This is a genomic window from Frankia sp. BMG5.60, assembly GCF_059428125.1.
The window spans coordinates 4,289,335-4,303,564 of sequence record NZ_CM182091.1 but is presented as its reverse complement, the minus strand read 5'-3'; the positions used below and the strand labels follow the sequence as shown (position 1 = coordinate 4,303,564).

At 70.5% G+C, this 14,230-nt stretch carries 12 protein-coding genes; 6 read left to right on the top strand and 6 right to left on the bottom strand.

Annotation, left to right across the window (positions count from 1 at the left end):
• Nucleotides 1–47: 47 nt before the first annotated feature.
• Nucleotides 48–1,946 (bottom strand): serine/threonine-protein kinase, encoded by a 1,899-nt coding sequence (locus AC5R91_RS17540; RefSeq protein WP_495392432.1) that lies wholly within the window; start codon nucleotides 1,944–1,946, stop codon nucleotides 48–50.
• Between the two features lie 446 nt (nucleotides 1,947–2,392).
• Here AC5R91_RS17540 and AC5R91_RS17535 point away from each other — a divergent pair, with 446 nt between their 5' ends.
• The 6 genes from AC5R91_RS17535 (at nucleotide 2,393) to AC5R91_RS17510 (ending at nucleotide 9,507) form a co-directional block, all read left to right on the top strand.
• On the top strand, nucleotides 2,393–3,187 hold the full coding sequence (locus AC5R91_RS17535) for an SAM-dependent methyltransferase (RefSeq protein ID WP_495392431.1): 795 nt from the start codon (nucleotides 2,393–2,395) through the stop codon (nucleotides 3,185–3,187).
• A 284-nt stretch (nucleotides 3,188–3,471) separates the two neighbouring features.
• Nucleotides 3,472–5,220, top strand: coding sequence for an MFS transporter (locus tag AC5R91_RS17530; protein WP_495392430.1), 1,749 nt, complete (start codon nucleotides 3,472–3,474; stop codon nucleotides 5,218–5,220).
• A gap of 229 nt (nucleotides 5,221–5,449) precedes the next feature.
• Nucleotides 5,450–5,917 carry a MarR family winged helix-turn-helix transcriptional regulator gene (locus tag AC5R91_RS17525; RefSeq protein WP_495392429.1) on the top strand — a complete coding sequence of 156 codons (468 nt, stop codon included), beginning with the start codon at nucleotides 5,450–5,452 and terminating at the stop codon, nucleotides 5,915–5,917.
• 295 nt (nucleotides 5,918–6,212) lie between these two features.
• Nucleotides 6,213–6,686, top strand: a complete 474-nt coding sequence (locus tag AC5R91_RS17520; protein WP_495392428.1) for a hypothetical protein — start codon at nucleotides 6,213–6,215, stop codon at nucleotides 6,684–6,686.
• Nucleotides 6,683–8,038, top strand: a complete 1,356-nt coding sequence (locus AC5R91_RS17515; RefSeq protein ID WP_495392427.1) for a ParA family protein — start codon at nucleotides 6,683–6,685, stop codon at nucleotides 8,036–8,038. The genes AC5R91_RS17520 and AC5R91_RS17515 overlap by 4 nt, the downstream gene beginning before the upstream one ends.
• Nucleotides 8,039–8,040: 2 nt before the next feature.
• The gene (locus tag AC5R91_RS17510) at nucleotides 8,041–9,507 is read left to right on the top strand and encodes a hypothetical protein (RefSeq protein ID WP_495392426.1); all 1,467 of its coding nucleotides are present in this window, start codon (nucleotides 8,041–8,043) and stop codon (nucleotides 9,505–9,507) included.
• Nucleotides 9,508–9,665: 158 nt separating this feature from the next.
• Here the strand turns inward: AC5R91_RS17510 and AC5R91_RS17505 are convergent, their stop codons facing one another.
• The 5 genes from AC5R91_RS17505 to AC5R91_RS17485 all read right to left on the bottom strand — a co-directional run bounded on the left by AC5R91_RS17505 (nucleotide 9,666) and on the right by AC5R91_RS17485 (nucleotide 14,105).
• Entirely contained in the window at nucleotides 9,666–10,040 is a 375-nt protein-coding gene (locus tag AC5R91_RS17505; protein ID WP_495392425.1) for a BlaI/MecI/CopY family transcriptional regulator, read from the bottom strand.
• 314 nt (nucleotides 10,041–10,354) lie between these two features.
• Nucleotides 10,355–11,044: a hypothetical protein gene (locus AC5R91_RS17500; protein ID WP_495392424.1), complete on the bottom strand. Its 690-nt coding sequence runs from the start codon at nucleotides 11,042–11,044 to the stop codon at nucleotides 10,355–10,357.
• Nucleotides 11,045–11,284: 240 nt separating this feature from the next.
• Nucleotides 11,285–12,142: an ABC transporter ATP-binding protein gene (locus AC5R91_RS17495; RefSeq protein ID WP_495392423.1), complete on the bottom strand. Its 858-nt coding sequence runs from the start codon at nucleotides 12,140–12,142 to the stop codon at nucleotides 11,285–11,287.
• Nucleotides 12,115–13,038, bottom strand: coding sequence for an ABC transporter permease (locus AC5R91_RS17490; protein WP_495392422.1), 924 nt, complete (start codon nucleotides 13,036–13,038; stop codon nucleotides 12,115–12,117). The genes AC5R91_RS17495 and AC5R91_RS17490 overlap by 28 nt, the downstream gene beginning before the upstream one ends.
• A gap of 29 nt (nucleotides 13,039–13,067) precedes the next feature.
• Nucleotides 13,068–14,105, bottom strand: a complete 1,038-nt coding sequence (locus AC5R91_RS17485) for a PhnD/SsuA/transferrin family substrate-binding protein (RefSeq protein ID WP_495392421.1) — start codon at nucleotides 14,103–14,105, stop codon at nucleotides 13,068–13,070.
• Between the last annotated feature and the right edge of the window lie 125 nt (nucleotides 14,106–14,230).

Sequence of the window (14,230 nt, the reverse complement as noted above, 5' to 3'; positions counted from 1 at the left end):
GTGCCGCCGCCGCTGCCGAGATCATCGCGGCAACCGCCCGTCACCGGTCACCGCTCGCGAGTCAGCGTGCCGGTCGGGTTACCGGTGCCGGGGGCGTCGGCGGCGAAGCGGACCATGCCGTCGGCCTGCAGGAGCAGCGAGATCCGGCCGCCGTGGGAGCACGCGGAGATGCCAAGGATCTTCGGGTCCGAGCCCGTGCCGGGGATGTCCTGCAGGGTCAGGCCGGCGGAGACGCCGACGAGCCGCAGATCGGCGGTGCAGCGGATGAGCTGCCCGTCGGGCTGGGTCAGCCCGTCGACGGTGATCTCGGAATGTGCCACGGCCTGCCCGGTCAGCCCCGCACGCACCGTGACGACGGCGTTCTGCGCCAGGCCCGACGGGGTGGTGATCTCGCCGCGCCAGGTGCCGACGTAACCGACCGGCACGGCCGCTCCGGCGGTCGCGGCCGGGCTCGGCGACGAGTTCGTCCCGGTGAGCCGTTCGGCGCCGACTGATCCCGATCCCGACGTCGCGCCCGCGGTTGCGCCGGACGCGCTACCCGAGCGGGCACCGCCGGCAGTGGCGGTGCCGCCGTCGGAGCTGCCGCCGGAGCCACGATTGACGATCAGCACCATGGCCAGGGCGACCAAGACCAGACCGACGCCGGCCGCGCCCGCGAGGACCGCGAGAACGCGAGACCGCCGGTGTGGCGTCGCCGGCTGCCTGGGCGTGGCCGGCGGCCATGGCAGGTCCTGCCCCGGCCGGGGCCCGGGCGTCGAGTCGGTGCCGGGTGGCGGTAGGGCGCCGGGTGGTGGGAGGGCGCCGGGCGGTGGAAAGGCATCGGGCGGCGGGGTGGTGCCGAGCGGTCGGTACGCATCGGGTGGCGGGGTTGCGCCAGGAGGCGGATACGCGCGTGGGTCGGAGGGGACGTTCCGGGTGCGGCCGTGATCCGGCCGCGGTCCGTGGCTCGCGTCCGGGCCGGTGGTGGTGGTCGGCGGCTCGGGGTGGTTCGGAGCGCCAGCCTGCGGCGACCTGGTTCCGGACAGGTCCTGCGCAGGGGGCGGGCGGGTCGGGGCATCGAGGTCGAGCAGGGCGACGGCACGGCGGCTCAGGGCGGTGACGAGCGTCGCGGGCAGCCAGCCGGCGGCGATCAGCTCGGCCGCGCCACCGGCGGGCGCCAGCGCCGCCAGCACCGCGGTAGGGGAGGGACGCTCGCCGGGGGTCTTGCGCAGGCAGGCGCCGATCAACTCGCGCAGGTCGGCCGGCACGGCGGCCAGGTCCGGCTCCCGGGACAGGACGGCGTACATCATCGCCGGCACGGTGGGCGCCCGGAACGGGCCGGCGCCGCTCGCGGCGTGCACGAGCACCGCGCCGAGCGCGAAGATGTCGGTTGCCGGGCCGACCTCGCCGGCGGCGATCTGCTCCGGCGCCATGAACGCCGGTGAGCCGACCGCCGCCCCGGTGTGCGTCAGCGCGGTCGCGTCGACCGCCCGTGAGATGCCGAAGTCGATGACTCGCGGGCCGTCCAGGCTCAGCAGCACGTTGGACGGCTTGAGATCGCGGTGCACGAGGCCCGCGCCGTGCACGGCGATCAACGCCTCGGCCAGGCCCGCGCCGAGGGCCCGGACGGTACCGGCCGGCAGCGGGCCGTGGGTGCGGACGGCCTCGTGCAGCGACGGACCCGGCACGAAGGCGGTGACCAGCCAGGGCCGGTCGGCGTCGGGGTCGGCGTCGAGCACCGGGGCGGTCCACATCCCGCCCACCCGACGGGCCGCGTCGACCTCGCGCCGGAACCGCTGGCGGAACTGCGGGTCGTCGGCGAGCTCGGACCGGATCACCTTGATCGCCACGGTGCGTCCGCCCGGGCTGCGGCCGAGGTACACCCGGCCCATGCCGCCGGCGCCGAGCCGCTGCAACAGCCGGTAGTGGCCGATCAGCTCCGGATCGTCGGGACGCAGGGGTAACACCGCCGTGGCCCTCCCGATCCTGGTTCGACCCGCACTGAGGATACGGGCGTGCCCCGGCTCGGATCCCGGCCGGGCCGGCGACACCGGTTCGGGGGGCGGAAACTCCGTTGCCGGTTCGGACCGGCCGGCCTAGCCTGGCTCGCAGACCCGTCGGGCAACGGCCCGATGGCGAACATGGAGGATGCCATGGCTGCCCCGGGCCCCGTCCCGGGTCACCGGTGATCGCCCGGCCACCCCGGTCCGGCGGCGGTCACGCGCAGCACCGCGCCGGCCTCGGGCCGTTCCGCGGCGCACAGCCCGTCCGCGGCGTACTGCCGTCCGCGGAGCACTGCCCGTCCGCGGAGCACTGCCGTCCGCCGTCGGGCTGACCGTGCGCGGCTGTCCTTCTCCCGGTGCCCCGAGACAGCAACGTCCTGTCGAGGTACCTCATTCGGGAGCATCCTGCGTTGTCCGAGCACATCTCGTCCGAGCACATCTCGTCCGAGCACATCCCGTCCGCGTGGTACGCGGACTTCTTCACCGACCTTCCCAACGAGTTCTGGCGGCGCGCCGCCTCACCGGAATGGACCGCGGCCGACATCGACTTCGTCGAGGCCAGGCTCGGTCTGCCGGACGATTCGCGGATCCTGGACGTCCCGTGCGGCAGCGGCCGGCACAGCCTCGCCCTCGCCGCGCGCGGCCACCGGGTGACCGGGGTCGACCTGTCCACGGAGGCCATCGCCCACGCCCGGCGTGCGGCGCGGGTCGCCAGGCAGGCTGTGGCGTTCGAACACGGCGATATGCGTGACATCGGCCGGTTCGGCGTCTTCGACGCCGCGGTCTGCCTGGGCAACAGCTTCGGCTACCTGGACCTGGCCGGCACCCGCGCCTTCGCTGCAGCGCTCGGCCGGGCTGTCCGCCCGGGTGGCGGGCTGGTCGTCGACTTCGGTGCAACGGCCGAGTCGATCCTGCCCGGCTTCACCGGGGCGCCGCGCACCATGCGGACCGGCGACATCACCGTGGAGACGACCACCGAGTACGACGTCGCGGCGAGCCGGCTGATCAGCCGCTACCGCTTCAGCCAGGGGGCCCGGCGGCTCGACGCCACCGCCCTGCACCACATCTACACGAGCGCCCATCTGGGCGACCTGCTGACGGACGCCGGGTTCACCGACGTCCGACGCTACGCCGGCCCGGACGGCACGCCCTACACCCTGGGCGCCGACCGCCTCCTGCTCACGGCCCGGCGCGAGCCGGAGTGACGCCGATCGGCCCGGTGGTCGGGGCGGTCGGGGCCGTATAGCGGTGGGGAAGTGCTGGAGGTTGGTGACGGTCCCACGGGCTTGCCATCGTCATCAGCCTCCAGCAACTCCCCGTGCTTCGCCGATCTCGTCGCGGCGGACAGGACCGGCGGCGGCGCAGGTACATCGCGAGACCGTTGCAGTAGGCTAAATATTGTTGCGTTACAACTATCTGGGGCGTGGTCAGGCTCGGGCGCCGCGCAGTGCCGTCGGTGCCGGCCACGCCGCTCGCTGGGGAGCTGCCGATGTCCGACCTGACCCGGGGACGGCGACTACTCGTCCTGGCGATCTGCTGCATGAGCCTGTTCATCGTCGGGCTCGACAACACGATCGTGAACGTCGCGCTGCCGTCGTTGCGCCGTGACCTGCACGCCTCCGCCTCCGGTCTGCAATGGACGATCGACGCCTATACGCTGGTTCTGGCCAGCCTGCTCATGCTCGGCGGGTCGACGGGCGACCGGCTCGGCCGGCGCCGGGTCTTCCAGACCGGGCTGGTCCTGTTCACCATCGGGTCGCTGCTGTGCAGCCTCGCGCCGAGCCTGACCTGGCTGATCGTCTTCCGGATGGTGCAGGCGGTCGGCGGGTCGATGCTCAATCCGGTCGCCATGTCCATCATCAGCAACACCTTCACCGACTCGCGGGAACGGGCCCGGGCGATCGGGGTGTGGGGCGCGGTGATCGGCGTCAGCATGGCGCTGGGACCGGTGCTCGGCGGGACGCTCGTCGAGTCGGTGAGCTGGCGGGCGATCTTCTGGGTCAACGTCCCCGTCGGCGTCGCGGCCCTGGTGCTCGCGGGCCTGTTCGTCCCGGAGTCGCGGGCGGCCCGGGCCCGCCGGTTCGACCCGGTGGGGCAGGCCCTGGTGATCCTTGTCCTGGCCTCGCTCACCTACGGGATCATCGAGGCTCCGTCGGCGGGCTGGCTCGCCGCCCGGACGCTGGCACTGTTCGCGGTGTCGGCGGTGGCGGCGACGGTGCTCGTCCGCTACGAGGGCCGCCGCGCCGAGCCGTTGCTGGACGTCCGCTTCTTCCGGGCGGCGCCGTTCGCCGGGGCGACCGGCATCGCCGTGTTCGCCTTCGCCGCGCTGGCCGGCTTCCTGTTCCTCAACACGTTGTACCTGCAGGAGGTCCGGGGCTACTCGCCGCTGCTCGCCGGGATCACCACCCTGCCGATGGCGGGGATGACGGTGGTGTCCGCGCCGATCGCCGGGCGGCTCGTGGCAAGCCGTGGGGCCCGCACGCCGCTGCTCATCGCGGGCGTGACGATGACGGCTGGCAGCGTGATGCTGACCGAGCTGGGTGTGAGTACCTCGATACCCTGGCTCGTGTCGGCGTATGTGCTCGTCGGGCTAGGATTCGGCATGGTCAACGCGCCGATCACCAACACGGCCGTGACCGGCATGCCGCAGTCCCAGGCCGGGGTGGCCGCCGGCATCGCCTCGACGAGCCGCCAGGTCGGGCAGTCCCTCGGCGTCGCGGTCATCGGGTCGCTCGCCGCGGCGCGCGTCGCCGGCCGCGCCGGGGTCGTCGACCCGACCAGCGCCGTCGCCTGGTGGACCATCGCGCTGTGCGGAGCGGGCGTGCTGCTGCTCGGAGCCGCGAGCACCGGCACCTGGGCGCGCGGCACCGCGCAGCGCACCGCCGCCCGGCTCGCCGCCGACGCCGCCGACGCCGACGGTGCCGATGCCGATGCCGACGCCAGCCGGACCCCAGCCGCCCGGGCCGCCGCGTCGACGAGGCGGGCAGAGGGCGGCGGACCGGCCGCGGCCGGCGCGCGCCCCGGGGACACGGAGGGGGGCGGGCGGCACCGGCGATCGGTGCGGCCTGCGGCGGCAGGGATTGCCGCGCGCGACGAACACCGTGCCGGCCGCCCCGACGGGCGGCGGGGCGCTTTCCGGCGGCGGTCTGGGGCGGGGCGCGCCGGCGCCGCGGCCCGGTCTCGGTCCCACGGTTCCTCCGGGCAGGATGGTCACGATGAGTTCGCTCCCACGCGCTGACCGGCGCGATTCCACGCCGACCGCCACGGCGGTGGCCGACCCGCCGGAGCCCGTCGGCGTCCCCGGCGGGCAACCCGAGCCGGCTGTACCGGCCGACATGGTCGGGCCGTTCGATGCGCCCCAGCCGGCCCATGCACCCGGGCCGGCCGATACGCCTGGGCCGGCCAGCGCACCCGGGCCGGCCGATGCACCCGGACTCGCCGATGCAGCCGGACCCGCCGACGCGGGCGTGCGTTCCGCCGCGCCGGTGCTGTCCGGGCGGGCGGAGAGGTCGGCGCGAGCGGCTCGGGTGTGGCGGCGGATCCGGGCGGTCGTGGTCGATCGCAACGAGCGCCGGCGGGAGGTCTGCGAGGCGCTGGACCTCAGCTTCATCCGGGTCAAGGCGCTCCTGGCGCTACAGGCCGGGCCGCTGACGCTGGGCGAACTCGCCGCCGCCCTGTCGATCGACCGCCCCTACACCACCCTGACCGTGCACGAGCTGGAACGGCGCGGCCTGGCCGAACGCACCGTGCACCCGGACGACCGGCGCTCGAAGCTCGTCGAGCTGACCGCCTCGGGCCGGACGGCGGCCCGACTCGCCGACGACATGCTCAACCGGCCGCCCGCGGCACTCGTCGCGCTCAACGCGGCCGACCTCGCCACGCTCGATCGGATCACCGCGCTGTTGGCCGGAGAGGACGCCGGGCTGACGAACTGACCGGATGCTGGGACGGTAGCTCCATCTTCGTACTCGCCAGCTCTTCGCCGCGGTGGCCCAGCCGGCTGCTTCTGCACCTGGCCTGTGACGTCGGCAGCGTGGAGTCATGAGCTGCTGATCAGCATCCAGGGTCGATTGTTCGTGGAAACATGTAAAATCGAGAAGAACCTGTGCGAGTAGGGGATCCCGTGTCGTGGGTCCGGGCACCGGTAGGTCCTGTCGTGCTTTGGTGTCCGCCTCGGGTCCGGTCGGCGGCCGGAACCCGAGTGTGTCGATCCTGTCATAGGATCAGCGCGTGCCGCGGTCAACGGAGGATCACTTCGCCAGTGCTGGACGCCGTCACCATGAGGACGCTCTCTACCTCCACGACGACGGCCGGCTGGCCAACGCCTCCTATCACTATGGCTTCGCGGTGGAGTGCGCGCTCAAGAGCATCCTGCTGAGACATTTGCAGGCGACAGTCTCACATACTGCTCCCGATGGATCGTCGATAGGGAAGCCTACGATATCCGGGGTGGTCGGCAAGCAGAAGGCTTTTGGTCACCTTCCCGAGCTGTGGACGGAAGTGGCGCTGCTACTACATGGCCGTTCAGGTAGCAAGCTGCTTGGTCTGTTGAGTGGCGCGACGCCGTTCGGTGACTGGTCGGTCAGCCACCGGTACAACGATGGCAGCGTCATCACCGCGGCCGCGGTCGCCAGCCATCGTGAGGCGGCGGGCCGGATTCTGGCCTTGCACCAGCAGGCTGTTATGTCTGGGATTCTCCAATGACGACGCCGCAGGAGCGGGTCCGCTTCGACGCCGCTCACCCGCGGGCTCTCAGCGTCGCCCTTGACGTGGTTCGCACCGGCATCGACGTGCTGCTGGTGCGGGATATTCTCGGCCGGTTGTCACTGGTGCTCGATGATCGGCATTTCTCTGCTGATCGGCGCGACGCTCTCAGGTCAGACGCAATTGGCGGCTGGCGTAAACAAATGATCACACTTCTTGGGCGGTATGCCGCTGAACAACCCGTCCTCCTTGGATCCGACCTGTATCTTTCCGACGTTCTGCTTGCCTCGCCGCAGGTGATCGACGAGTTCGGCCATGTACCCGGTCGCGGTGAAGGGCGCCTTCGTTGGCTTGACAACGCTGTTGTGGGTGAGGATTGGGCGCGGGTACGAGTTCCAGATCCGCAGGGCGAAAGTACTGCGCGACGGGTGGCACTGTACGGATTCAAAGGCGGAGTAGGTCGCTCGACCGCAACCCTGTTGCTGGCCAAACATCTTGCCGACCTCGGCCGATGCGTTCTGGTGGTCGACCTCGATCTTGAATCGCCAGGTGCTGGGACGATGCTTCTCCCCTCCGACCGGCTTCCCCGATTCGGTCTAGTGGATCAATTTGTTGAATCGGCGGTGAACAATGACGCCGGTCTCGATCTGGTGGCTCGCGTGACCGATATGGTGCAACGCGGCAACGGTGAGCTCTGGGTGGCTCCCGCGCGTGGCCGTGGCTTGGACGATCTTCCGTACTCCTACGTGGAAAAACTCAACCGGGTCTATGTGCAGCATCCTGATGGGCGAGACTTCGGTGATCGGCTGCAGGCGGCGGTGGATGCGGGGGAACAGGCAGTAGGCCGGCTCAGCAGGCGCCCTGACGTCGTGCTTCTTGATAGCCGGGCAGGCATACATGATCTCGCGGCAGTCACGATTTCACGGATCAGCGATCTAGTCCTGCTTTTCGGAGTCAATAATCACTCGACCTGGACGGGCTATGGAGATCTCTTCTCGACATGGAGATTGACCGGGCAGGCTGCGAAAATCCGAGAGAAATTGCATATGGTGGCGGCAATGGTTCCTGATGCTGGTGGCAGGCCACGGAATACTTATTTGGATTCTTTTCGGGAACAGGCATGGAACTGCTTCTCGGTACTCTATGACGACCTCACTTCGGACGATCCTGAGGGTTTCAACCCCGGTCCGGAAGATGATGCTGCTCCGCACACTCCGATCCCTATTCTTTTCACACAAGAGCTCGTAGGTCTGGACGTCACCACAAGCTCGGGATGGTACGATCGGACCTTCATCCAGGCTGCATACCGCAATTTTCTTGACATCTCTACCAGACTGATCGTCGAGGGTTGATGATGGCCGACCGGGCATTTGGGGTCGAGGACTACAGGGGCCTGTTGGCCACCGCTTTGCCTCCGGCCGAGGATGCTGACACGGTACAGCCGTCGCTGAGTAGGCTGTTTACTCCAGATAGTCACCGTCTGGCATTGGACGTCGATGCGACCGTCGTGCGGGGCGGCCGTGGGGTCGGCAAGACCTTCTGGTACCTTTCCCTCCTCAAGTCCGAACTGCGCCTAGTGGCAGCGACGGAGTACCGCATGGACCAACTTGGCCGGGCGGACGTCGCCGCCGGATTCGGGGCCAAGCTCGATACCAGCCGATATCCAGGGGCCGGCGAACTTCGTCAGCTCATCGATGCGGGTACTGACCCCTACGACCTCTGGAACGCTGTTCTTCTCGCCGCACTGAAGCAGCCAGATCTTCAACGCATTCGGACCTGGGCCGACCGCGTCTCGTGGATTCGAGGCCATGCCGCCATTCGGGACCAATGGATCGAGCAGGAGGATCAGCGGGCGGGGCGAGACGGCCTCGTCCGACTCATCCTCTTCGACGCGCTGGAACACCTGCATGCCGACCGCCGTCTCGCGGATCGCTGGGTGGCGGGAATTCTTCAGCTTGCCCTGGAACTCCGCCTCCGCACCAACAATATCAGGTTCAAGATCTTTATTCGTCCCGACATGTTCGACGGGGCCGTACTCCGCTTCCCTGACGCATCCAAGCTCGGAGCGAACGCGGCCAGTCTCAAGTGGTCGACCACAAATCTGTACGGTCTGTTCTTCCATTATCTGGGCAACTCTTCCGGCGAGGCCGCTAAGAACTTCCGCGAACTGCATGCAGGTTGGGGAGAGCCGACGCCGAGGCGTTATCTTCCACCGCCGTCGCTACTTGGAGATGCCGCTGTGCAGACGGAGGCATTCAAGGCGATTGCGGGCCCATACATGGGCGGCAACTATCGCAAGGGAATAACCTACACCTGGCTTCCTAACCATCTGATGGACGGCGCCGAACAGGTTAGTCCCCGAAGTTTTCTCAATGCGCTGCGCAAGGCTCTACAGGAGACCGTCGAGGAGTATGCGACGCATACCTATCCACTCCACCACGAGGGAATACGCCGTGGTGTCCAGTCTGCCTCACTTACGAGGGTAGCGGAGATCAAAGAAGACCTTCCATGGGTGGACACCGCCATCAGGCCGCTGGCCGGCCTGCAAGTCCCGATGGAGGAGAGCGTAGTGCTCGAGCGATGGGAAGACCAATCCCTCACAGCACAGCTCCAGCGGATGGCCGACCGCATCGGTATCGGGGACGAGACAGATGTCCGGACAGGTCCACGGTATGCGGACGACTATCCTCGGCTCATGGAGGAACTCGTCGAACTCGGTGTCATGCGGCGTCGCAGGGACAAACGCATAGACCTGCCTGACGTCTACCGCATTGCATTCTCAATCGGTCGACGAGGTGGGGTTCCCAAGGTCACGGTCTGAAATTTCGGAGCCCTGCCGAGACGGCCCTTCGGCCCTTCGGCCCTTCGGCCCTTCGGCCCTTCGGGCCTGACGGCACTGTCGCGGGACTGCCGCCGCGCGGGTGCACGACGGCAATCTCCGTTATGGCATCAGACCGAGTGAACCGGGCCTGCCGCCGATCAGGTCAGCGCGCGGAGAAGGACATCGCGTTGATCGGTGGAGAGCCGGCGGGCGAAGGACCGCAGGACGCTGTCGGGATTCTCGCCGCGAAGCAGGAAGTCGAGCATCTGCCCCGCCGCGTGGTCGGCGGCTCGCCGCAGGGGGCGGTAGGCGAAGCCCCTTCCGCGCGGCGACCGCTGGACCATCCCCTTGTTCACCAGCCGCAACAGGGTCGTCGCGATCGTGCTCTGCGCGAGACCGGCGCCGAGGCGTTGCTGGACCTGGAAGGGCATCAACGGCTCGGCGGCCGACCACAGCAGGGTCAGGACGGCCCGTTCCAGATCCCCGGCGGCCCTCTTGGGCTGGGGCATGGCGGAGGTGGCCGGCGCTGCCATGACCGTTCCAGCCGTCCTGGCGGTCCGCCGCGCCATGGTGGGGGCGACGGTCGATCTGACCGCTCCTACCGTCGCCTGGACGGCTGTGCCTGCTGTGCCTGCTGTGGTCGCTGGATCGAAGGTGGGTGCCGGGCCGATTGTGGTCGCCGGGCTGATCGTGGTTGCCCGGCCGATGCGGCTCATCGGGGGGCGTGCCGCCGGCAGTGGCGGATTCGATGCGGAAAGTGCCGGAAATGAGCGTGACATAGTTGCTCCGAGTCCTGGAGACCGGTGCTACGAATCGGATCCTCTGCGCCGCGACGGGCGGCGGTTCGTCAGGCCGCGAAGCGTGGCGGCCCGCGCCGCACCACCACATGCCGAAGCCACAGCGAGCACGCCGTGTCGGGCGGCCCGGAGGTGGCGGGAAACCGCCGACTCGCGACCGTCGCGGGCACACCGCCGGCCGAGCGAGGGCGGTGCAGCCGGTCCACCGCGCGGCGGGCCACCCGTGCCGCGCCACGAGCGGCCTGCCAGACCAGGCGCTCGCCGAGTGCCAGCCACCCGGCGAGGAGCAGCGCGGCGGCCAGGTGCAGGCCGAGCATCGCCGCACCGCCGGGCACCAGGTCCGCCGGCGACGCCGCCGCGAGCCCCGCGTGGCCTCCCCCGCCCGTCATGCCGGCATGGCCGGCGGGAGCGGACAGCCCGAAGGCCACGTGCAGGCATCCCTGGACGGCGAGCACCAGTCCGACCAGCCGGGGCATTGACACCCTGCGTTCCGACACGCCCCAGCAGATGCGCATCACCAGGACGATCCCCACCAGCGCGACCGCGACGGCCGGCGCCCTGCCGCAGGCGAGGACATGCGCGGCCACCGCCAACCCGACGGTCAGCAGTGATGCCACCGCGGTCCGGGCGATCCGTCCGCTGCGGGTCGTGGCCCATCCGGCCGGCGGGCGTGGCACGGCGCCCGCGCAGGCGGCGGTGCCGGCGCCGGTCGTGGGGTTGAGGTCCTCGGGCGGTGGCATGGCCGCCGGAGCCCCTCCCGTACCCCGCGGACCGACCTGACCCGTCACGGCATCAAAGTCTAGTGCGGGGACGGCGATGATCCGCCGCATTCGGAGCCGCCTCGTACCCGTCTGATCACTCGGACGGCGCGGCGGCCGATCGTCCGGCCGATCCATCATCCGGGCGATTCGCCCGATGGTGGTTTCTGCGCGGGCGGCCGTAGAGAAGGCGGCGTGGTGCGGGCCGGGCGCACGGCACCGTCAGTGGGTGCCCGCCGCGAGGCCGTCCACGCCCAGCTCGGCGAGCAGTGTGGCGCGCAGCCGGTCGAAGGCTGGGTCGGTCCGGCGGGGTGAAGCCACGTCCACCGGGACGTCCAGGGAGAACCGGCCCTCGGTGAGCACGAGCACCCGGTCGGCGAGCAGGATCGCCTCGTCGACGTCGTGCGTCACGAACAGCACCGCCGGCTGGTGGCGCCGGCACAGGTGCTGGAGCAGGGCATGCATCCGGATCCGGGTCAGGGCGTCGAGGGCGCCGAACGGCTCGTCGAGCATGAGCAGCTCCGGTTCCCGCACCAGCGCCCGCGCCAGCGCCACCCGCTGCGCCTCGCCACCGGACAGCGCCGCCGGCCACGACCGCTCCCGGCCGGCCAGACCGACCTCCGCGAGCGCCACGCGGCCGCGTTCGGCGACGTCCCGGCCGGACAGGCCGAGCGTGACGTTCGGCAGGACCCGCTTCCACGGCAGCAGCCGCGCCTCCTGGAAGACGACCGAGCGCCGCCGGGCGGCCAGCACCTCGCCCTCGACACCGCCGTCGAAGCCGCCCAGAATCCGGATCAGCGTGCTCTTCCCCGACCCGCTGCGGCCGAGCAGGGCGACGAACTCGCCCGGTGTGATCGTCAGATCGAGCCCGTCGAGCACCACGTGCTCGCCGAAGGCGCGTCGCAGCCCGCGGACGCGTACCGCGGCCCCGGCTGCGGCCACGCCGACGGCGTCATCGGTGCCGGCTCGAGCGAGGACGGCGACCCCGCCACCCACTCCCGGCGCCGGGTCCGCCCCCGCCGCAGACGCCGGGTGCTGCGGGTCCTGCGTGCTCACGTTCCGTCGAAGCCGCGACGCCATGACAGCAGTGTCCTTTCCAGGAGGCGGACCAGGCCGTCGCTGACCAGCCCGAGGATTCCGTAGACGACCAGGCAGAGCACGATGATGTCGGTGCGGTTCCAGGACTGCGCGCTGTTGAGCAGGTAGCCGAGGCCGGAGTCGGTGTTGACCTGCTCGGCGAACACCAGCAGCAGCCAGGCGACGCCGAGCGCCCAGCGCAGCCCGACGAGGAAGCCCGGCGCGGCCCCCGGGACGATGACCGAGCGCACCAGCCCGAACCGGCCCAGTCCGAAGGTCTGCCCGGCCTCCACGAGCCTGGCGTCGACGCCGCGGATCGCCGCGTAGGTGTTCATATAGATGGGGAACGCGACGCCGACGGTAATGAGGAAGATCTTGGCGCTCTCGCCGATCCCGATCCACACGATGATCAGCGGCAACAGGGCGACGACCGGAATCGTGCGCAGAAAGTTCATCGCCGAGTCGACGACGTCCGAGGCCGCCCGGAAGAAGCCGGCGACTACGGCGAGTGCCAGCCCGATGCCGACGCCGAACAGCACGCCGGCCCCCACCCGGTACAGGGAGGCACCGAGACTGTCGAGGAGGTCGCCGCTGCGCCACAGCTCACGGGCCGCGTCGAGGACGGCCGCGGGCGAGGCCAGCGCGCGATCGCTGACGAGGCCGAGCCCCGTCACGGCCCACCACAGCGCGAACAGCAGCGCCGGGCCGAGGAAGCGGCGCACCTCCGGCGGCACCCGACGCCGCCTGGTGGTGCGGCGCCGCCCGGCGGTGGGGTCCACCAGGACGACCGGGGGCCGCCCCGGCGTCGTGACCACGGCCGCCGCCGGCTCGGCCGCAAGCGGACCTGGGGACGCCGTGCGCGACCGGGCGACATCGCGGTGCGAGATCAGTTCGGTCATGTCGATCCTTCCGTCGCGGGCGGGCCCGCTCAGGTCGCCGGGAACGCCTTCGCGAAGGCCGCGGTCAGCTCGCCGTTGAACGCGGGGTCGAGCTCGTTGTCGACGTCGAGGGACTTCGGCAGCTCACCGACGCCGCCCAGCAGCCGGGCCTGTCCCCGCTGGCTGTCCACGAAGGCGGGGGAGACCGGCCGGTAGCGGGTCTCAGGCAGCGAGTCGAAGTACTTCCGCGAGGCGACCGGATCCTGTTTGAGCTGGTCGACGTAGTACTGCTGGACCCAGGTGGCGGCGTTCGCCTTCGGCCAGGACGACGCCCGCGCCAGCCGCAGGACGAAGTCGCGCACCGCGGTGCGCTTCGCCGGGTCCTTCAACGCCGACTTCGAGGCGAGCAGCACCGAGTACTGCGGCAGCGGACGGGTCTGGATCTCGTAGGAGCCGGGGGTCTGCCTGGCGACGGTGGCCGCGTTCTGCCGGACATAGACGATCGCGTCGACCTTGCCGGAGGCCAGCGTCGAGGTCAGGCTGGTGACGGGCACGTTGACCGTGCTGACGTCCCCCTGGCCCAGGCCGACGAGGTCGAGCTGGTTGAGCAGGTAGCCGTGCAGCGACGTGCCGAGGGTGAACGCGACCCGTTTGCCGCGCAGATCGGCCGGCGTCCGGATCCCGGAGCCGGCTCTCGCAATGATCGTCTGGCCGTTCACGGGGTTCTCGGCGACGGAGATCGCCACGACACCGGCGTTCGCGGCGTTCGCGAACAGCACCGGCGTGTCACCCATGTAGCCGACGTCGAGCCGCCCCGCGCTGAAGGCGGCATTCATGTGCGGCCCGTCGGCGAACGTGCTGTAGGTCAGGCCGTACGGGGCGCCCCTGGCCGCACCGGACAGCGTCAGCGGCAGCTCGAGGGTCTTGCTCTGGTCACCGATCCGCAGCGTCACCCGCCGGTCGCCAGCCGCCGCCCGCGCGCCGTCCCCGCCGCCGCTGCCGCAGGCGGCCAGGAGCACCGCGATGAGCGCGGCGAGTCCGGCGGTCAGGAGGGAAGGACGCCGCGCCCACGGTTGTCGATGATGCATCGAAGATCTCCCTGTTGGTCATGGAATCTCGGCCGCTGGTGCGATTCCGGCCGGTGGTCGGCGGCCGTCCGGCGTGCGCCGAGAGCCGCGAGGGAGATGGCCCTCGCGGCTCTCGGCGGATTTCT